Genomic DNA, 20321 nt, shown 5'->3' with positions numbered 1-20321 from the left:
TCCGATTTCCGATTGTTCACTGATTAACGAATTGTGCGGTTTCCGTCGAGCCTTTCATAGCTGTCGTAGATGATGTGCCGCCTGAAATGATCTGTGACACGTCGTCGAAGTAGCCCGTTCCAACTTCACGCTGATGCCTTGTTGCTGTGTAGCCTTTCTCTTCATTCGCAAATTCAGCTTGTTGCAGTTTCGAGTATGCCGCCATGCCATTGTCTTTGTAGTCATGCGCAAGGTTGAACATGCTGTGATTCAATGAATGGAAACCTGCAAGTGTGACGAATTGGAATTTGTAGCCCATCTTCCCGAGTTCCACTTGGTATTTAGCAATCGTTGCTTCGTCCAAATTCGCTTCCCAGTTGAATGAAGGTGAACAGTTGTAAGCAAGCATTTTCCCAGGGAATTTCGCATGGATTGCATCTGCAAACTGTTGCGCTTCTTCAAGGGACGGATGGGACGTTTCACACCAGACAAGGTCGGCATATGGCGCGTAAGCCAATCCACGTGCAATTGCTTGGTCGATACCAGGTTTTGTCCGGTAGAATCCTTCAGGTGTCCGTTCGCCAGTTAGGAATTTAGCATCTACTGGATCTATATCGCTTGTAACCATATCTGCTGCATCTGCATCTGTACGTGAGATAAGAACAGTTGGTACGCCGAGAACGTCTGCCGCAAGTCTTGCAGCCACTAAGTTACGAATCGCATTTTGTGTAGGAAGCAAAACTTTTCCACCTAGGTGTCCACATTTCTTTTCAGATGCAAGTTGGTCTTCCAGGTGAACGCCTGCTGCTCCGGCTTCAATCATACCTTTCATTAATTCGAATACATTAAGAGGTCCACCGAATCCTGCTTCAGCGTCCGCTATAATTGGTGCGAACCAGTCAAATCCATCGTCTCGCCCTTCTGAATGGTCGATTTGGTCAGCCCGTTGAAGTGCTTGGTTGATACGTTTGACAACAGAAGGTACACTGTTTGCGGGATATAAACTTTGGTCAGGATACATTTGGCCCGAAAGGTTTGCATCTGCTGCCACTTGCCAGCCGCTTAGATAGATTGCTTGAAGTCCAGCCTTTACTTGTTGTACAGCCTGGTTACCTGTCAGCGCACCAAGTGCGTTGACGTAATCTTCTTCATGCAATGAATCCCATAAACGTGTTGCACCCTTAGTTGCCAGTGTTTGTTCAATCAAAAAGGATCCACGAAGTTTCACAACTTCTTCCGCAGTATAAGGACGTTCAATCCCTTTCCACCTGCTATCCTCTGCCCAACTTTTTTCCAATTGCTCAATCTGCTTTTGTCTAGTCATATCAAACGTCACACCTTCCAATTTTTTTAACGGTCAGCTATTTATGAAATTAATGCTTTTGTACTGTTTCATAACAGCCGCAGTTGTTATACAGTAATATATAACAGTAACACCGAAGTTGTCTGTACTTTCCGACAAAATGATATTTTTTCGGGATGAACTTGATTTAGAGTCGACGAAATCCTCTGAATGTTTTAGATTAATAGATTATAAAGGGGGAAACAGATGTGGTGAAGGAAAATGTGGAGATTGCTAGAGATGTATTACAACAGTATGCTTCAATATTAGGTGACTGGGTCCCAAAAGACGCTGCCGTCGCGATTGCCATTGGCGGTCATTACATTTATTACGTTGAAGGCGTTCACGATATCCAGTTGAAAGAAGGTCAGCCCGTTATGCCTGGGAGCCTTGCAGATAAAGTGATTCATGACCGCATTAAAGTGGACACAATCATGGATAACTTGTCATTCGGAGTTCCCTACTATGGAATCGGCTATCCCATTGACCTGCTTGGTGAACCTGGTGCGCTAATCGTCATCTTGCCTCCGAATTATCATGTACACCGCCATGAACCCTTCCGTTTCCTGACAGGTAAACAGGATGAAGACTGGAGCCCTGTTCCGATCAATGAGATTGCCTATATAGAAAGCTTACAAAAGAAAACTTGGTTTTACGTGGACGGCGAACAGTACAGCACCAAGCATACATTGAAAGATTTACAATTAAGGCTTCCAAAAAACTTTATGCGAGTCCATCGCTCTTACATTGTGAACATTCCAGCCATCTTACGTATTTCCAAGGACATCACTTCGAATCTATTATTAACGTTGAGGGATGGCACAGAGTTACCCGTCAGCCAAACGTATGTGACGGAGGTGAGGAAGGCACTTGGGTTTTAGGTTGTTGGTGGGTGGTTGAGGGGTTTGGACGTTTGTATGCGAGCTTTGGGCGGTACGACGGCGATTTCGGGCGATCGACAGCGAGCTATGAGCCATACGACAACGGGTTCGGGCGGTTGACGGACAGATTTGGGCGGTACGACAGCGCATTCGGGCGGTCGCAGGCGAGTTTTGAGCGGTACGACAGCGCGTTTGGGCGGTCACCGGCGACATTCGGGCGGTTCTACGGGCGTTTGGCGCTCACCTGCAGGCATTGGACGGCCGGAAATGTTATATGGATAAACATGTCACTAATTTTGCTAAAACGTAACACACTTGCTATTGAAATACTGGGATTTTTCGCACCATCCCGAAAAGCAACCTATTATCCCCCACTCCCATCTTTTTATAATCGATTACACAACCTTTTCGAAGCAACCAAATAGTTATTCAATGAATTATGTCCCATTGAATAACAGCCCCTGCGTATTCATATAGTAATGAACCGAATCGAATAAAGTCCTGGAGGTATGAGGGGTTCTTACTTGAAAGTAGAGAATAATGTGAGCATTCATGTTGAATATTTTTATCCGACATCGATTAGAACGATTCGGTTTGTCCACAGCTCACTTGCAAATCATAAATTGTTCGAATACCAGTACAATCATCTCCCAAAGATGAACTATCACTGCATCAGGATTGATATTCGCGGATTCGGTAATTCAATAAATAGCTCGGACAATTTATTGGGTGACAGTCACCGCCATCGAACCTAAGTTCAACTACAATCTATCACTGCAACAACACGACCAACAAAAAAGGAGGAGTAGAATTGATTACATTTCTTGTGTCGATTGCACTGTTGATTGCCGCTTATTTCACGTATGGCAAGTACGTGGAGAAAGTATTCGGCATGCAGGAACGTCGTAAAACGCCAGCGTATACGCTAGCGGATGGGCAAGATTATGTACCAATGAGCAAACAGAAAAACGCGCTGATTCAATTATTAAACATTGCGGGTGTAGGTCCTATTTTCGGGCCAATTATGGGTGCACTTTACGGGCCGGTTGCTTTCTTATGGATTGTTTTCGGAGCCATTTTCGCAGGCGCTGTCCATGACTACTTAACCGGAATGATTTCACTACGAAATCGTGGTGCCCACTTGCCTGAACTTGCCGGTCAATTTCTTGGGAAAGTATTCAAACATGTCGTTAATGCGTTTGCCTTACTATTATTAATTCTGGTCGGAACGGTATTTGTAACAGCACCAGCCGCGTTACTAGGAGATTTAACACAAGGCTGGATGTCAGTTGGAATCTGGATCGTCATCATTTTTGCTTATTATTTGTTAGCTACACTACTTCCTATTGATAAAATCATTGGTAGGCTCTATCCGTTTTTAGGATTGATTCTATTAATCAGTACGGTCTGCATCGGGGGCGCCATTATTATTCAAGGTCACCCTATCCCTGAACTTACACTTGCAAATTTACATCCTGATAAACTACCGATTTTCCCGATTCTCTTCATTACCATTGCATGTGGTGCCTTATCAGGCTTTCACGCTACGCAGTCACCCATCATTTCTCGTACAACTCAAAATGAATCACAAGGACGTTATATTTTCTACGGAATGATGATTGCGGAAGCGATCATCGCGATGATTTGGGCAGCGGCAGCGATGTCCATTTTTCACGGAACCGATTTAAGTGCTTTGCTAGATACTGTCGGACCTGCTGGAATCGTCAAAGAAGTATCAATGACAACACTTGGCGCAGTCTTAGGAACAATTGCAGTTCTTGGCGTAATCGTCTTACCTATCACTTCCGGTGATACCGCATTCCGAAGTGCGCGCATGATTGTCGCAGATTACATTGGCATTGCACAAAGAAAGTTCAGTAGTCGCTTATGGATTGCACTGCCTATGTTTGCCATCTCCGTCGTTCTGACACAAATGGACTTCAATATACTATGGCGTTACTTCGCCTGGGCCAATCAAACCACGGCAATGATTGCACTGTGGATTGGTGCTATGTATCTCGCTCTGCAGAAGAAAAATTACTGGATTGCAGCGATCCCTGCGACATTCATAACCATGACAACTTTCACCTATATATTGAACGCTCAAATTGGTTTCCGTCTACCAATGGATATAGCCTATATAATCGCCGGAATCATTACCGTGATTATTATAATCGCATTCTTTATCGGTCTCAGAAGAAAGCTTGCGGCTGCTGAATCTGGGCTGAAACCAATCGTTTTTGAAGATGGACTCGGTAAAAAGTGACTGACACTCTACCGATAGAAAAAACAGGACTCCTTGATCGTCACTTCGACGACTGGAGTCCTGTTTCATTATTTTAAAAAATCCTTCAGCGTCGAAAGACACCAAAGGATTCTCAGTAAAAGTTAGTCACCATATCAGTCGTATTTGCAATACAGTCACCCAACTTACTAACATCGAAATTCCCACCCGAGACGATTATACCGACCCGATTAGATGAAACAGGTAACTTCTTGTTCAACACACTGGCAATTGCAGCCCCTGCGGCTCCTTCAACAAGGAGCTTCTCACGTTCGAGCATGAAAAGAATCGCTGATGAAATTTCCTGTTCCGTTACCGTGACCATATCGTCGACATAATTATGAATGATATCCATTGTCACTACACCTGGTTCACGAACGCAAATTCCTTCTGCAATTGTCGGTAAAAAATGCGTCGAGCTGTTTTTTCGTCCATGGAATGCTGTGAATATCGCAGATGCGTTGGCAGCCTGAACACCAATTACTTTTACACTTGGCCGTATCGCCTTCACAGCAAGTGCAGTCCCTGCAAGAAGCCCGCCGCCGCCTGCTGGCACAACAATCGTATCCAAGTCAGGTTGTTGTTGCAGCATTTCCATTGCAACTGTGGCCTGCCCTTCGATAACGGTTTGATCATCAAACGGATGAACAAATGTCGCACCCGTTGCCAGCTGTTCGGTACGTGCAGCTTTATAGGCTTCATCATAACTTTTCCCGATAAGTTTAACGGTCGCACCGTATTTGCGAGTAGCATCCACTTTTGCGATTGGCGTTGTTTCAGGCATGAAAATCGTAACGCGTGCGCCTGCTTTTCGTCCTGCCAGCGCAACTCCTTGTGCATGATTTCCCGCAGAAGCGGCAATTAGTCCTTTTGCACATTCTTCCGCGGACAGTGTCGAAATTTTATTATATGCGCCACGTATTTTAAATGACCCTGTCTTCTGCAAATTTTCAAGCTTTAAATAGACATTTGATTGTGTCCATTCATTTAACGTCTTCGATTGTTTAATAGGTGTTCTGTGCACAACTTGTGATATGCGTTCAAATGCTTCAAATAAACTTGCTGTGTCATACAAATTCAGATTCACTCCACGTCCTCTAGTCTTTCGCATTTACGTAAGTTGATGTAGTGCTTCATATTTGGCGATTTGTTCTTCATATTTAAAAGTTAAAGAAATTTCATCCCAGCCATTTAACAACATTTCTTTATAATACGGATCAATTGTGAACGAATAAGTCTTTCCGCCTTGCCCAGTTACCGTCTGTTCAACTAAATTGACTTCAACTGAATAGGGTTGCTGTTGGCCATTTGCAAGCAACTCTTCAACTTCATCCATTTTTAGCTTAATGGGCAATAAACCGTTTTTCATGCAATTATTATAGAAGATATCTGCAAAACTTGGTGCGATGACAACGTTGAATCCATAGTCTAAAATTGACCAAGGCGCATGTTCCCTCGAAGAGCCGCAACCGAAGTTTTCCTGAGCGACGAGGATTTTAGATCCTTTGAACCGCTCATCATTCAAGACAAAATCTTTCACTTCGGTTCCATCTGCATGATGACGCCAGTGGTAAAATAAATACTTTCCGAATCCAGTACGCTCGATTCGTTTCAAGAACTCTTTTGATATAATCTGGTCTGTATCAACGTTTTTACGATCTAGCGGTGTAATGACGCTAACGACTTCATTAATCGGTTCCATCTAATCATCCTCTCCTCAATTATGAATGAACAACTTCTAATTCGCGTACGTCTACGAAGTGACCTGCAATCGCAGAAGCTGCTGCCATAGCCGGACTCACAAGGTGTGTACGTGCCCCTGCTCCTTGACGACCTTCAAAGTTACGGTTTGATGTTGAAGCACATCTTTCACCTGCTGGAACAACATCATCGTTCATCGCAAGGCACATGCTGCAACCTGATTCCCGCCATTCAAAACCAGCTTCAAGAAATACTGAATCCAACCCTTCATCCTCTGCCTGCTTTTTAACGGTGCGTGATCCGGGTACAACGATTGCCGTGACAGAAGGATGTACTTTCTTCCCTTTAATCACTTTTGCAGCTGCGCGTAGATCACTCAATCTCGCGTTTGTACAAGAACCGATGAAAACGTGTTGGATGTCAATGGATTTCAGTGGCATTCCTTCTTTAAGGCCCATATACGCCAGTGCTTGTTTCAAAGCCTCTTTGTCTGACTCCACTGCATAGTCTTTTGCATAAGGTACTCGTGCGGAGATACCCGATCCCATTGAAGGATTTGTTCCCCATGTGACAAACGGTTCAATTTCATCCGCATTTATCTCAAGAATCGTATCGTAGGATGCACCTTCATCTGTTGCAAGGGACAGCCAATACGCCGCCGCTTCTTCAAAATCTTGGCCTTCAGGAACATATCTACGGTCTTTCAAGTAGGCGATTGTCGTTTCATCAGGGCTGATCAAACCGGCTTTCGCACCTGCTTCAATCGACATATTACAAACCGTCATACGTTCTTCCATCGTCAAATTCCGAATGGCTTCTCCCGTAAACTCAACAATATGTCCAGTTCCCATATCGATACCGAATTTGGCGATAATCGCTAAAATAACATCTTTTGCAGTAACACCGAAACCAAGTTTTCCGTTAATGCGGATCTCCATTGTTTTCGGTTTTGCTTGCCACAATGTTTGTGTTGAAAGTACGTGCTCTACCTCACTCGTGCCGATTCCAAAAGCAATTGCACCAAATGCGCCATGTGTAGATGTATGGCTATCGCCACAGACGATTGTTTTTCCAGGTTGTGTAAGTCCCAGTTCCGGCCCGATAATATGGACAATGCCTTGGTCGGGGTGATCCATATTTGCAAGAGGGATTCCGAATTCGTCGCAATTCGTTTGCAATGTGTTGATTTGTTTCCGTGCAATCGGATCTTTGATCGCATCACGGTTACGTGTTGGTACGTTATGATCCATCGTCGCAAAGCAAAGATCAGGTCTGCGCACAGTTCGATTGGCAAGTCTAAGTCCTTCAAACGCCTGCGGAGAAGTCACTTCATGTAATAAATGAAGATCGATATAGAGTAAATCTGGTTTCCCCTTTTCTTCATAGACGATATGCTGGTTCCAGATTTTTTCGATGATATTCTTAACCATATGACACCCCTTCCTCTCTCATTAATATTGCGTTGGGCTAATTAAATTCAATCACGCCTCGGTGTGATTGCGTCAAGATTTTGAATTGAGCTTGCTCAATTCAAAATCTGTGACATCCGCCGGAGGCATTAATTTCATCTAGCATGGGTTTGAACCCATGCTGGATGAAATTAAACATATGAGAACATTATGCTATTCGAGACGAATTGAGTATCCAGTTCGTCGATTACTTTTTCTGTCCATTCTTTTGTAGATAACACGCGTTGCCCCGAAGCCGCAAGATCAGCTGTGAAGAAACCATCTTCGAAAACCGAGTTAACCGCTTTTTCAATTTCTGATGCTTCCGTTTCCATCTTGAATGAATACCTCAACATCATTGCAGCAGATAGAATAGCCGCGGCAGGGTTTGCCATGTTAAGTCCTGCAATTTCTGGTGCAGAACCATGAACCGGTTCGTAAAGACCGAAACCATCCGAACGGATACTTGCTGACGGTAGAACGCCAAGTGAACCCGTAATGACAGATGCTTCATCACTTAGGATGTCACCAAACATATTCTCAGTTACGACAACGTCAAATGCTGCTGGATTTGTAATTAGTTTCATTGCTGTTGAATCGACTAACATATGCTCCACTTCGATATCGGGATATGCTTTTTTCTTCTCTTCAACAACTTCACGCCATAACTTACTCGTTTCAAGCACATTCGCTTTATCAACAGAAGCGACTTTCCCTCTGCGTAAGCGAGCGACTTCAAATGCTTTGACAACAATGCGCTCAATTTCTTCGCGTGTGTAAACCAGTGAATCCACTGCTGCTTCTGCTGTACGACGACTTGGTTCTCCGAAATACAAACCGCCAGTCAGTTCACGTACAATCATCATATCAACATCTTTTGCCACTTCTTCTTTTAGAGGAGAAGCATGGAGTAGGGATGGAATTGCTTTGACTGGACGTAAATTAGCAAACAAGTCAAAACGTTTACGAATGGCAAGCAAACCTTTTTCAGGGCGTAATGCTGAAGGGTTTTGGTCCCATTTAGGACCGCCTACCGCACCGAGAAGAATCGCGTCACTCGCTTCACAAAGAGCTATTGTTTCATCCGGAAGTGGATTTTGATGTTTATCGATTGCAGCGCCGCCGATTACACCGTATTCTACGTTAAATGTATGTTTAAAACGTCTTGCAATTACTTCAAGTACCTTCACTGCCGCTTCTGTCACTTCTGGACCAATTCCGTCACCTGGTAATACTGTTATTTTCTTCTCCATAGAACTTCTCCTCCTTATTGTTTTCAATCTGTTTACGAAGCTCACACTATTTGAAAATTCTTACTTACAACAACGCGCTTCCGCTGTCTATGAATTTATCTATGTCTTCGATATAGTTAGTTAATTAACATTAACTTTTGTTTTTGTTTTTGAATCCTGTTGAATCAATTGCCTGTTGATCGCATTAAAGTAGGCTTTTGCCGATGCGCCCAACACGTCCTGTGCAACATCACGCCCAATGGATACTTCACCATTGATACTTAGATTAACAACTGCTTCACCAAGTGCATCGCGTCCTTTTCCAATGGAGGTAACACGATAATCAAGAATATGAACTTTACCATCAACAAGCATTTCCAGCGTATTGAAAATAGCTTCAACTGATCCCGAACCCGTTGCCGTTGCCGTCACTGTTTCCCTTTTTGGGTTTACCGCTGTAACCGTAGCTGTTGGGACATTCGCAGTTGCATATTGCACTTGAACATCAACCAGTTTATAAACTGGTATATCATTATTTTGAATTTGCTGATCTGTAAACAATACAAATAGATCATCTTCTGTAATTTCCTTTTTACGATCCGCAAGCTTCTTGAATTCTACAAATGCTTCATTCAACTTATCAGCGTCTAGATCGAAGCCCATTGAAATGGCACGGTCGCTGAATGCATGTCTGCCGGAGTGTTTACCGAGTGCAAGTGGTTCAGTTTTACCGCCAATTAATTCTGGCGTAATAATTTCATAAGTCTCACGATTTTTCAAGTAACCATCCTGGTGAATGCCTGACTCATGCGCGAATGCGTTCTTACCGACAACCGCTTTGTTTGGCTGAATGACAACGCCTGTCAACTGGCTAACCAGCTGGCTCGTGCGTTTGATTTCTTGTAAATTAATGCCTGTTTCCAATCCATAAAAATCTTTGCGGATATGTAGAGCGACTGCAATTTCTTCAAGCGCTGCATTTCCTGCACGCTCTCCGATTCCATTGATTGTACCTTCAACTTGATCGGCACCATTTTCAATCGCTGCGATTGAGTTCGCAACTGCGAATCCTAAGTCATCGTGACAATGTGCGGAAAGCTTCACTTTATCGATACCTGTCACGTTTTCTTTCAAGTACTTGAACAACGCCCCGTATTCTTGAGGTGTAGCATAGCCGACTGTATCTGGGATATTAATAACTGTTGCACCCGCCGCAATTACTTGATTGATGATGCGGACTAGGAAATCGCGATCGGAGCGGGTTGCATCTTCCGCAGACCATTGAACACGAGGGAAAAACTTGCGTGCGTATTTCACAGCTTCTACTGCAATATCGACGACCTGGTCCGGTGTCTTCTGAAGTTTATATTCCATATGGATAGGTGAAGTTGCTAAAAATACATGAAGATTGGGTTCTTCTGCACCACGAAGTGCGTCCCAACATGTTTCAATATCGCTTTTCATTGCGCGGGCAAGACCAGTTACCGTTGATTTTTTCACTATGTTTGCAATACGTTGTACCGCTTCGAAATCACCCGGGGATGAAGCAGGAAACCCTGCTTCGATGATTGTTGCCCCGAATTTTTCAAGCTGTCGTGCAATTTGTAACTTCTCTGCGGTGTTTAGATTAATACCAGCAGATTGTTCACCGTCCCGAAGAGTTGTGTCGAATATGTCAATTTTTCGCACTACCCACCACTTCTTCCTCTTTTGATTTCGCACCTTCATTAACGAAAGGCATCATCGCACGAAGTTTTTTACCAACTACTTCAATTTCGTGCTGTGCTTCAGTTTCCTCAAACTTGTTAAAGTTCGGACGGCCGTTTTCGTTTTCTGCAATCCAATCTCTCGCGAATTTACCTGATTGAATATCAGTCAATACATCTTTCATGCGTGCTTTTGTATCTGCGTCAACAATACGTGGTCCTGAAACGAAATCTCCCCACTCAGCTGTATCTGAGATTGAGTAACGCATTCCTGCCATTCCGCCTTCATACATAAGGTCAACAATTAGTTTTGTTTCATGCAATGTTTCGAAGTAAGCAAGTTCTGGTTGGTAACCCGCTTCTACTAGTGTTTCAAATCCTGCTTTGACAAGTGAAGTCAATCCACCACAAAGTACCGCTTGTTCTCCGAATAGGTCTGTTTCAGTTTCTTCTTTGAATGTTGTTTCAAGAACTCCGCCGCGTGCAGAACCGATTGCTTTTGCATAAGCAAGAGCTACGTCTTTTGCTTGACCAGAAACGTCTTGGTACACTGCGAACAATGCTGGAACGCCTGCGCCTGCTTCGAATGTTCTACGAACGAGATGTCCAGGTCCTTTTGGTGCAACTAGGAATACGTCAACATCTGCTGGTGGAACGATTTGATCGAAATGTACGTTGAATCCGTGTGCGAAAACAAGTGATTTCCCTGCAGTAAGTGCTGGCTCGATTTCTGCATCATAGACTTGCTTCTGTCTTTCATCCGGAAGTAGGATCATGATAACGTCCGCTTTTTCAGCAGCTTCACGAACAGTCAACACGTTTAGTCCGTCTTGTTTAGCTTGATCAAATGATTTTCCTTCGCGAACGCCGACAACTACATTGAATCCAGAGTCATTCAAGTTTTGTGCATGTGCGTGACCTTGTGATCCGTATCCGATGATTGCAATAAGCTTATCTTTCAAAAGTCCTTCGTTGATATCTTGGTTATAATACATTTTAGCCATAATTGTTTTCCTCCTAATAGTGGGTTTATAGTTTTTAGTTTGTATTGCTGCCTACACTCCAACCGCCCTGCGCTTTTTTTACTTTAAAATAGATAGCTGGGGTGATTGGATTTTTTGTGTTTCACGAACAAATGCCGTGGCACCTGTTCGTGTTAATTCCTTAATGCCATAGGGCTTAAGGAGGTCGATAAATGCTTCAATTTTCTCCGGATTACCAGTCACTTGATACGTTACGACATTTTTCCCAGTGTCAATGACTGTCGCCCGGAATGGTTCAATGATGCTGTTCATTTCACTTCTGACATGTGGAGGTGAAATGACTTTCACCAGCGCCAGCTCTCGCATGACGATTGCTTTGTCTGTGATGTCATTGACTTTAAGGACATCAATCTGTTTTTGCAGTTGTTTGACAAGCTGTTCAATTTTCTGTTCATCTTCCACATTCACGATGAACGTCATTTTTGATCTGCCAGGAATTTCGGTGTGACCGACTGTCATGCTTTCAATATTGAACTGCCTTTTCATCAGCAAGCCAGTCACACGGTTTAACACGCCACTTTGGTTGATAACTGTTACAGTAATAACTCTTCTCATTTTTTTCTCACCCCGACCATCTCATGTAATCCTTTACCAGGTGCAACCATCGGATAGACGTTTTCCAGCTGTTTCACGCGGCAATCGATGAGGACGGGTTCATCAGAAAGCAGTGCTTCTTGGAATACCGCCTCTGCCTCTTCCAATGTGTCTATCCGATAGCCTTTAATGTCGTATGCTTCTGCTAATTTTACAAAGTTAGGTTGAACCGGCATCAATGACTGTGAATAGCGGCTTTCGTAAAACGTTTCTTGCCATTGACGTACCATTCCGAGACAGCCATTGTTGAGTATGATGATTTTGACCGGTATCCGCATTTCTTGTAACAAAGACAACTCCTGAGCCGTCATCTGGAAACCAGCGTCACCTACAATTGCAAGTACACGTGCATCCGGTTTGGCGATTTGTGCACCAATTGCAGCTGGGAAGCCGAAGCCCATTGTACCGAGACCACCAGATGTCACCCAATGATCCGGATTGTTCAGTGAATAGTATTGCGCCGTCCACATCTGATGCTGCCCGACGTCTGTTGTAACGATTGCATCCCCTTTTGTAACTCTGTGGATGATTTCAAGTGCTTGTTGTGGAAGAATAGCGCCTTCAACATCTTCTTCGTACCATAACGGATACTGTTCAGCTGAATCTTTCAAATATTTGAACCAGTTTTCTGTGTCTGGAGAATCAAACTCTTGTTTCAATAATGCTTGCAACGCTTCTTTTGCATCGGCTACGATTGGGATTTCTGTTGGTACATTTTTCCCGATTTCAGCAGGATCGATATCAATATGGATGATTCTTGCGTTCGGAGCGAATGTTTCAAGATTTCCTGTTAGTCGATCATCGAAACGTGCGCCGATATTGATCAGTACATCACACTGATTAATGGCCATATTGGATGTAACCGTTCCATGCATACCGGCCATTCCGAGGAATAGTTCATGGTCTCCTCGGATACCGCCAAGACCTAAAAGTGTATTTGTAACTGGAATTTGATGTTTTTCCACCAGTTCCACCAATTCATCCATCGCCTGAGCGTGTAGGATACCCGCACCTGCTAGGATAAGAGGTTTTTTCGCCTTGGAGATAGCTTCTGCCGCCTTTTGTATTTGTAAAAAGTTCGGAGTCGTTGTCGGCTGGTAACCCGGTAAATCCACTTCAATATTCATGTCATCGGTTGGGATGAAGAGTGCAGTTGCAATATTCTTGGGAACATCCACAAGTACTGGTCCCGGACGTCCTGTTGATGCAATATGGAAAGCTTCTTTGATAATTCTTGGGAAGTCGGCTACATCATTCACTTGATAATTATGCTTTGTGATTGGCTGTGTGATTCCGATAATATCCGCTTCTTGAAAAGCATCCGTCCCGATGACTGTATTTGCTACTTGACCCGTGAAGATGACGAGGGGCAATGAATCCATCATTGCATCCGTAATTCCTGTTACCAAGTTCGTCGCTCCCGGTCCGGATGTGGCGATGACAACTCCGGGTTTTCCTGAAACACGTGCATACCCTTCAGCCGCATGAATCGCGCCTTGTTCGTGACGTGCAAGCACGTGGGAAATGGGGTTTTGATACAATGCATCATAAATTGGGAGAACTGCCCCTCCAGGGTAGCCGAAAATCACTTCGACACCTTGGTCTATTAAGGCTTGAATAAGAACAGCTGACCCATCTTTCACTTTTTCTATCGGTTGTGGTTCAAATACAGTTTCTAGCTCCATTCCCTGTATTGCTTGCTTCGTTTGAACTTCAGCATTCATCTGTAAACTCCTCCTTACTTTTACTTTTGTTATCCAATCTACGAATGGCCGAATGCTCGGGCTTGCATCTATACGGCCGCTCTTTGTTTTCAATAAAAAAAGTCTTTTCATCCCACGCAAAGAAACTCTTCTTTACATAGGGATGAAAAAACTTTTCATGGTACCACCCTTGTTCACAGCAATCTAGCTGTCTCGTGAATAGACTAGGTCTATTCTTTATATAACGAGCACCGATTTCTCTGCGCCCGGGATTGCCTACTTAACTTTCAGCAATCCACTCCGGGGTGATGTCGCAATTAGGTGTATTGTCGGCTTCCAGCGGTACCGACTCTCTGGGAATACAGGTTCTAATTACTTTTGCCCCATCATTGATTTTAATCTATTAGATTTTCATGACGCCGCCTGTACTTGCAGATGTGACAAGCGCTGAATATCTGGCCAAATAGCCTTTTTTAATTTTAGGTTCGAATGGTTTTAAGTTTGCTCTACGTTTTTCTAGTTCTTCGTCAGAGACTTCGAGTTCAATTGTTCGGTTTGTTAAATCGATATTGATGATGTCACCATCTTCGACTAACGCGATTGGTCCACCTTCAGCCGCTTCCGGTGAAATATGGCCTATCGAGATACCACGGGACGCTCCTGAGAATCGTCCGTCTGTAATGAGTGCAACTTTGGTTGCCAGCCCACGTCCTGCAATCGCTGCAGTTGGTGCAAGCATTTCCGGCATTCCCGGTCCGCCTTTTGGACCTTCATAACGGATGACAACAACGTCGCCTTCTTTTACCGTTCCGTTGTCGATGCCTTCTTGCGTATCTTCCTGAGATTCAAACACAATGGCTTTACCTCGGAACTCTTTAATAGAAGGATCAACGGCTCCTACTTTGATGACACCGCCGTCTGGTGCGATATTGCCGAATAGGACGGACAAACCGCCTACAGGACTGTATGCATTATCATGACGTCGAATGACTTCATCGTTGAGAATATGTGAATCTTTTACGTTTTCATAAAGCGATTTACCAGTAATCGTCATCCGGTTTGGACTGACAGCTCCTTCGATTTCACAGAGCTCTTTAATAATTGCACTGACACCGCCTGCAAGATGAACATCATGCATTGTGTAGTCAGAAGATGGACTAATTTTGGATAAATACGGAATCCGTTCGGCAACTTTGTTGATATCACGAACATCGTATTCGATTTCTGCTTCATGTGCGATTGCCAGTGTATGGAGGACTGTGTTTGTAGAACCGCCCATTGCCATATCAAGTGCAAATGCATCATCGATTGTTTCTTTCGTTATAATGTCACGCGGTTTAACATCTTCTTTCACCATGCGAACTAGATGTTCCGCTGCTTCTTTAATGAGTCTATGTCGTTCATCCGAAGTGGCAACGATCGTTCCGTTACCCGGAACTGTCACTCCCAGCATTTCCATTAACGAGTTCATGGAATTCGCTGTGAACATTCCTGAACAAGATCCACATGTAGGACATGCACTCTGTTCAATGTCTAGCAGCTCTTCAGCTGTCATCGTACCTTGTTTGTAAGCACCAACACCCTCGAATACGGATACGAGTGAGAGAGGCTTACCATCTGATGATACGCCGCCTTCCATCGGTCCGCCTGAGACGAATACGGATGGGACGTTCGTTCGAACTGCTGCCATCAACATGCCTGGCGTAATTTTGTCGCAGTTTGGAATGTAGAACACGCCGTCGAACCAGTGAGCGTTGATAACCGTTTCTGCTGAGTCTGCGATGAGTTCACGGCTTGGCAATGAATAGCGCATTCCTATATGTCCCATTGCAATCCCATCGTCAACACCGATTGTGTTGAACTCGAACGGGATACCTCCTGCTTCACGAATTGCTTCTTTGACGACTTCTGCGAATTTGTTCAAATGCATATGGCCTGGAATAATATCAATATAGGAGTTACAAACACCGATGAAAGGTTTGTGCATATCTTTCATTCTAACGCCCGTAGCATAGAGTAGACTTCTATGTGGTGCACGATCTACACCTTTTTTAATCATGTCACTTCTCATTGGTTTTTCCATTTGTGTTCACTCCCTGTCAAATCACTTACATGTGGTACGTCTGTTTTTCTTGCTGTCTAGGTTATGTAGTTTGTGAAATGAATCACGAACTGAATTGGATTGATGTCATCATATAATGGATATCCACTGGAGTCAACAGTGTTTTTAAAATTATTAGCTAATTACAAATAATGAATTTTAATGTATCCGCTTTCACACCTGCTATAGCGCGATATATCGCATATAGCACATTTTTAAAACTTTTATTTTATTTTTCACGAATTCAGTTTTCAATGATTTCTTCCGCGATGGGTGCTTTTCTAGAAGTATAAAAACTCAAATGGACGGGATTGTAAATTATTGAGAGAGTTGTGATTTAGTGTGTGGATTGGAGACCGCTTGGTGCTTTGGGGATGCCTCTCGCGCCTTCGCCGGAGTGTACATTATCGGAAGTGTTGTGATTCGGAGTGTGGATTGGAGACCGCTTGGCGCTTTGGGGATGCCTCTGGCCATGAGCCTGGATTAACGCTTCGCATCCAGTCTCATGGCTTCGGCTACCCCTTGTCGCGCTTCCGCTGGATTGTTCCATTATTGTGGGAGTTGTAATTCGGAGTGTGGAATATAGAACGCTTGGCGCTTTGGGGATGCCTCTGGCCCTGAGCCTGGATTAACGCTTCGCATCCAGTCTCACGGCTTCGGCTACCCCTTGTCGCGCTTGCGCTGGTGTTTTCCATAATCGAGAGGGATATTGAGATGTATGGACTGAGATTATAATGTGATTACTATGAGATACTAATTTCATTGAAGAATGACGCACTACAGACTGCAGGTTTATCCCCGATAAAGAAATACGCTTTTCTACATAGAGACTACCCAGCGAAGGCGCGTCTACGTGGTAGCCGGAGCGATAAGACTGAAAGTGGTATTCTTTCTGGCTTATCGCGAGAGGCATCCACAAAGCGTCGAAGCGGTAATAGCAGGAATTCTAATTCATTCCATGTACCAGGATATTTGTTGATCAATATACTCTCATTTTATAGCACTCTAATTTCCAGATTTAATCCCCGATAACGAAACACCCCCTCTTACATAGACCATCCAGCGAAGGAGCAACTTCGTGGTAGCCTCATACCCACTTCATTTGAGGCTAGGCGCAGAAATCTAGACAATAAAATACCACTCCAGAAGTATTTCCTGGAATGGTTACTTTGGCGAGCAACAGTCGCCCATACAATTTAAATCCCTATAGGAATGATATACATCCCTGTTTCTTTATCATTCTTCACGACTACGTCAACACCGTAAATCTCTTTTACAGTTTGCACAGTAATGACTTCACTCGGTGTTCCTTTAGACACAATTTGTCCATCTTTCATCGCAATAATGATATCACTGTAACGGATCGCTTGATTGATGTCGTGTAAAACCATGACAATCGACATGTCGTGTTCACGATTCAAGCCCTTGATCAATTCCAATAACTCATATTGGTAATAAATATCAAGATAAGTAGTCGGTTCATCTAACAACAGAAATGGTGTTTTTTGCGCTAAGGCCATCGCAATCCAGACGCGTTGCATTTGGCTGCCATAAAATTCTTCAATCGGCACTGTTCGCTTTTCCGTTAGATTGGTACACGCGAGCGTCCACTCAATTGCCTGTTGGTCTTCGTCTGTCGCCGAAGTGAACAGACTCTTATATGGAATCCGCCCATAACTCGTTAGTTTTTCTACAGTCATATATAGAAGGAACTTATTCCAAAACGTAAAAATCATACAAATGCACCACAGATGAGAAAACCTTTTCTACTAGTGAAATGGCGTTCTTTACTATACTGATAAAAGCTTAAGTTCAATGCGATAACTGCTGTTGTAACCGTTACCCACTTAACCCCATCCAACCTCGCTCTACAATAAACTCAATCGGATCTTTTTCCGAAACTACAAGCGTACACCTGGGTAACGCTGCATCGACATGTTTTTTGATTTCATTGATGAGTCTATCAGAATGGATAAGCGCGCCGCCATTCAAATATACAGTGCATTCCATGTTTTCTAGGCCACTTTTGCGCACTACTGACAAAACCAATCTAGCAAGTTCCATTGCCGCTCCCTTCATGATTTCCACTGCCACATCGTCCCCTTGCTGTACACATTGAAAAAGAACACGTGAAAGCGATGCGACTCTATCCACAGTGTAATCTGGGTTAAATAGCCATCCGGCAACGTCTTGAACGGAATTTAACTTCAACTCTTTCAATACTTCCTCTTTCAATGAAGTAAACGAACCTCTTCCATCTTCCATTCTGAAAAGCGCACGCAATATTTCACGGCCAATCCAGTAGCCACTTCCTTCATCCCCCGCGCGGTGACCCCACCCCCCTGAGCGGACAATTTCACCTTTTCCGTTATGTGCAAACGCAATTGAGCCTGTCCCTGAAATGAGTAGGGCGCCGGGTTCTCCCTTTGTTGCTCCAAGCATCGTAGCTTGTGCATCATTTTCGACAATCAATTTCCCTACGCGCAGCCCCTGTGTTTGAATCACTTCCTCTACAATCCCCCGTACAATTTGCTCATCTGGTTTTGAATCAATACCGGCGATTGCAAAAACTGCGATTGTCACTTGCAAATCGGGGAGCACTTTTCGCACTTCTGCCAATAAACCCGTGAGAACTTCTCTCACTTTTTCCTCGCCCGACGTCTGGTAGTTAGTGCCTTCCCCTTTTAAATCGAGTAAAGTAGTCGTACTTTTTCGAACGGTTAACGCTGTTTTCGTAGCACCCCCATCGATTGCTACAATCACTTCATCCATCATGCCTCACTCCAGTCAGTTTTAAATGTCTCCAACTGAATTTCGGCATCAAGGATTGCTCGTTCTTTTTCGTTTAGCCATTGCATAGCATCTTTTGCAAATATCCTGGATTGTTCAAGGGAAGCTTTCATCGTTTCTGCAGAAGGTCCCCCGTAAATTGTCCGAATCGATATGAAATGCTGCGGCCGCAGTGTTGCATTGAAGTCTTCTACTGAGATTTTAAGGTTTTTATTTAATATAAGAAGCGCCTGGTCATTCGCTACTTGCCACGTTAAGCTCATTAACGATTCTTGGCCCGCATTCATCAATGCTTTCACGCAATTACTGACGATGTGATGTGATTGTCTGAACGTAATTCCTTCTGAACGAACGAGTGTATCCGCAAGCTCCGTCACATTCGCAAAACTGCCCTCCGCCCGTTCGAGCAATTTTTGCTTATTGACGTGCATCGTCAGTACAACACTGCCAAACAACTGGTAAATACCAATAAGGCGATCAATTGCTTTCCATAGAAATGGTTGCATATCATCTTCTGTATCAACAATATCTCCGAACGGCGTGTTATGAACCATCGTCAGAACCGTATTTGCATCTCCGACGACCGCTGACAGCAAAGAACGCATATGTTCAATCGAAACTGGGTTGCGCTTTTGCGGCATGATCGAGCTGATTTGAACATACGGATTCGCTAGAGTGAAAACGTTGAACTCCTGTGTTGCCCATGTCAGGAAATCTTGAACCGTGCGTCCCAAATTCAGTGCAGAAAGTTGGACCGCACTGGCGGACTCTGTAATGTAGTCTGCACCTGCAACGGCATCCCACGAATTTTCAATAATATCGTCAAAGGCAAGTAAATTTCGCATCCGTTCACGACTGATGTCAAATCCCGTGGTCGTCAACGCCGCCGCCCCCATACTGCTGCGGTTCACTGTTCCAAAAGCCGATTGAACGCGCTTAAAATCCCTGCCTAATTGATCAATGACCGCCTTCAAATAATGAGCGAGCGTCGTCGGCTGCGCTTGTTGCGTGTGTGTATAGCCAATCATGACCGTATCGATATGCTCTTCGCAAAACTCTATAAGCGCATCTTTTAAGGCAAGCATCTCACTCATTAGTTCAAGCAGTTTTTTACGCAACGTCATGCGATAAATCGCGATTCCCATATCATTCCGACTGCGGGCGATATGTAAATTACCCGCAATCTCCCCCGCATCCTCTATTAAATCGTGTTCAATGCGAAAAAATAAATCCTCAAACAATGGATTGTAATGATCCGTGCTGTAATAATTCACGTCCAGTGCATGGACCGCTTTTCCAATCACAATCGCTTCTTCCGGACTGACAATCCCTTGCTCTTCCAACATCTTTAAATGTGCGGCATGGATTTGGATCATAGAACGCAGAAAGTATTTCTTCGCTTCATCATAAGCCGGTTGCAGTACCATTTTCCGATAGGTCTTTGACGGGAACTCTTCTCCTTCAAGTTCGTTGATGCGATCTTTGAAGTTCCTGATCATTGACTACACCCCTCCATT

General features: G+C 43.9%; 14 protein-coding genes, 1 pseudogene and 1 other annotated feature. Of the genes and pseudogenes, 2 read left to right on the top strand and 13 right to left on the bottom strand.

Annotation, left to right across the window (positions count from 1 at the left end):
• Positions 1 to 16: 16 nt before the first annotated feature.
• Positions 17 to 1303: an isocitrate lyase gene (gene aceA, locus AC1TO4_RS00190; protein WP_482103660.1), complete on the bottom strand. Its 1287-nt coding sequence runs from the start codon at positions 1301 to 1303 to the stop codon at positions 17 to 19.
• A 227-nt stretch (positions 1304 to 1530) separates the two neighbouring features.
• Here aceA and AC1TO4_RS00185 point away from each other — a divergent pair, with 227 nt between their 5' ends.
• Together AC1TO4_RS00185 and AC1TO4_RS00180 are read left to right on the top strand one after the other, a co-directional pair.
• Positions 1531 to 2202, top strand: coding sequence for a LytTR family DNA-binding domain-containing protein (locus tag AC1TO4_RS00185; protein ID WP_482103659.1), 672 nt, complete (start codon positions 1531 to 1533; stop codon positions 2200 to 2202).
• Positions 2203 to 3013: 811 nt separating this feature from the next.
• Positions 3014 to 4468 carry a carbon starvation CstA family protein gene (locus AC1TO4_RS00180; RefSeq protein WP_482103658.1) on the top strand — a complete coding sequence of 485 codons (1455 nt, stop codon included), beginning with the start codon at positions 3014 to 3016 and terminating at the stop codon, positions 4466 to 4468.
• Positions 4469 to 4580: 112 nt separating this feature from the next.
• On the opposite strand, the gene ilvA is transcribed toward AC1TO4_RS00180, so the two are convergent.
• The 12 genes and pseudogenes from ilvA to argH form a co-directional block, all read right to left on the bottom strand.
• Entirely contained in the window at positions 4581 to 5573 is a 993-nt protein-coding gene (gene ilvA, locus AC1TO4_RS00175) for a threonine ammonia-lyase (protein WP_482103657.1), read from the bottom strand.
• Positions 5574 to 5597: 24 nt separating this feature from the next.
• On the bottom strand, positions 5598 to 6188 hold the full coding sequence (gene leuD / locus AC1TO4_RS00170; protein ID WP_482102106.1) for a 3-isopropylmalate dehydratase small subunit: 591 nt from the start codon (positions 6186 to 6188) through the stop codon (positions 5598 to 5600).
• 19 nt (positions 6189 to 6207) lie between these two features.
• Positions 6208 to 7617, bottom strand: coding sequence for a 3-isopropylmalate dehydratase large subunit (gene leuC / locus AC1TO4_RS00165; protein WP_482103656.1), 1410 nt, complete (start codon positions 7615 to 7617; stop codon positions 6208 to 6210).
• 170 nt (positions 7618 to 7787) lie between these two features.
• Complete coding sequence (gene leuB, locus AC1TO4_RS00160) at positions 7788 to 8888, bottom strand: 3-isopropylmalate dehydrogenase (RefSeq protein WP_482103655.1); 1101 nt, start codon at positions 8886 to 8888, stop codon at positions 7788 to 7790.
• A 120-nt stretch (positions 8889 to 9008) separates the two neighbouring features.
• Entirely contained in the window at positions 9009 to 10556 is a 1548-nt protein-coding gene (locus AC1TO4_RS00155; protein WP_482102109.1) for a 2-isopropylmalate synthase, read from the bottom strand.
• Positions 10543 to 11577: a ketol-acid reductoisomerase gene (ilvC, locus tag AC1TO4_RS00150; RefSeq protein WP_482102110.1), complete on the bottom strand. Its 1035-nt coding sequence runs from the start codon at positions 11575 to 11577 to the stop codon at positions 10543 to 10545. The genes AC1TO4_RS00155 and ilvC overlap by 14 nt, the downstream gene beginning before the upstream one ends.
• Before the next feature lie 78 nt (positions 11578 to 11655).
• On the bottom strand, positions 11656 to 12171 hold the full coding sequence (ilvN, locus tag AC1TO4_RS00145) for an acetolactate synthase small subunit (RefSeq protein WP_482102111.1): 516 nt from the start codon (positions 12169 to 12171) through the stop codon (positions 11656 to 11658).
• Positions 12168 to 13934, bottom strand: coding sequence for an acetolactate synthase large subunit (gene ilvB / locus AC1TO4_RS00140; protein ID WP_482103654.1), 1767 nt, complete (start codon positions 13932 to 13934; stop codon positions 12168 to 12170). The genes ilvN and ilvB overlap by 4 nt, the downstream gene beginning before the upstream one ends.
• A 135-nt stretch (positions 13935 to 14069) precedes the next feature.
• Positions 14070 to 14312, bottom strand: a binding site (T-box leader).
• A 4-nt stretch (positions 14313 to 14316) separates the two neighbouring features.
• Positions 14317 to 15984 (bottom strand): dihydroxy-acid dehydratase, encoded by a 1668-nt coding sequence (ilvD, locus tag AC1TO4_RS00135; RefSeq protein ID WP_482102195.1) that lies wholly within the window; start codon positions 15982 to 15984, stop codon positions 14317 to 14319.
• A gap of 1226 nt (positions 15985 to 17210) precedes the next feature.
• A pseudogene (locus AC1TO4_RS00130) lies at positions 17211 to 17714 on the bottom strand (ABC transporter ATP-binding protein); the annotation flags it as partial.
• 139 nt (positions 17715 to 17853) lie between these two features.
• Entirely contained in the window at positions 17854 to 18786 is a 933-nt protein-coding gene (locus AC1TO4_RS00125) for an N-acetylglucosamine kinase (RefSeq protein WP_482103653.1), read from the bottom strand.
• Complete coding sequence (gene argH, locus AC1TO4_RS00120) at positions 18786 to 20303, bottom strand: argininosuccinate lyase (protein WP_482103652.1); 1518 nt, start codon at positions 20301 to 20303, stop codon at positions 18786 to 18788. The genes AC1TO4_RS00125 and argH overlap by 1 nt, the downstream gene beginning before the upstream one ends.
• Between the last annotated feature and the right edge of the window lie 18 nt (positions 20304 to 20321).

The organism is Sporosarcina sp. Y838, from assembly GCF_056786515.1.
Note: the sequence above shows the minus strand (reverse complement) of the source record. Positions and strands in the feature narration are given on the sequence as shown.

Excerpts from the sequence above, each read along its gene's own strand:
- ilvC (WP_482102110.1), bottom strand. The coding sequence starts at position 11,577 with ATGGCTAAAATGTATTATAACCAAGATATCAACGAAGGACTTTTGAAA.
- aceA (WP_482103660.1), bottom strand. The coding sequence starts at position 1,303 with ATGACTAGACAAAAGCAGATTGAGCAATTGGAAAAAAGTTGGGCAGAG.
- leuD (WP_482102106.1), bottom strand. The coding sequence starts at position 6,188 with ATGGAACCGATTAATGAAGTCGTTAGCGTCATTACACCGCTAGATCGT.
- leuB (WP_482103655.1), bottom strand. The coding sequence starts at position 8,888 with ATGGAGAAGAAAATAACAGTATTACCAGGTGACGGAATTGGTCCAGAA.
- ilvN (WP_482102111.1), bottom strand. The coding sequence starts at position 12,171 with ATGAGAAGAGTTATTACTGTAACAGTTATCAACCAAAGTGGCGTGTTA.
- ilvD (WP_482102195.1), bottom strand. The coding sequence starts at position 15,984 with ATGAGAAGTGACATGATTAAAAAAGGTGTAGATCGTGCACCACATAGA.
- AC1TO4_RS00125 (WP_482103653.1), bottom strand. The coding sequence starts at position 18,786 with ATGGATGAAGTGATTGTAGCAATCGATGGGGGTGCTACGAAAACAGCG.
- leuC (WP_482103656.1), bottom strand. The coding sequence starts at position 7,617 with ATGGTTAAGAATATCATCGAAAAAATCTGGAACCAGCATATCGTCTAT.
- ilvB (WP_482103654.1), bottom strand. The coding sequence starts at position 13,934 with ATGAATGCTGAAGTTCAAACGAAGCAAGCAATACAGGGAATGGAGCTA.
- argH (WP_482103652.1), bottom strand. The coding sequence starts at position 20,303 with ATGATCAGGAACTTCAAAGATCGCATCAACGAACTTGAAGGAGAAGAG.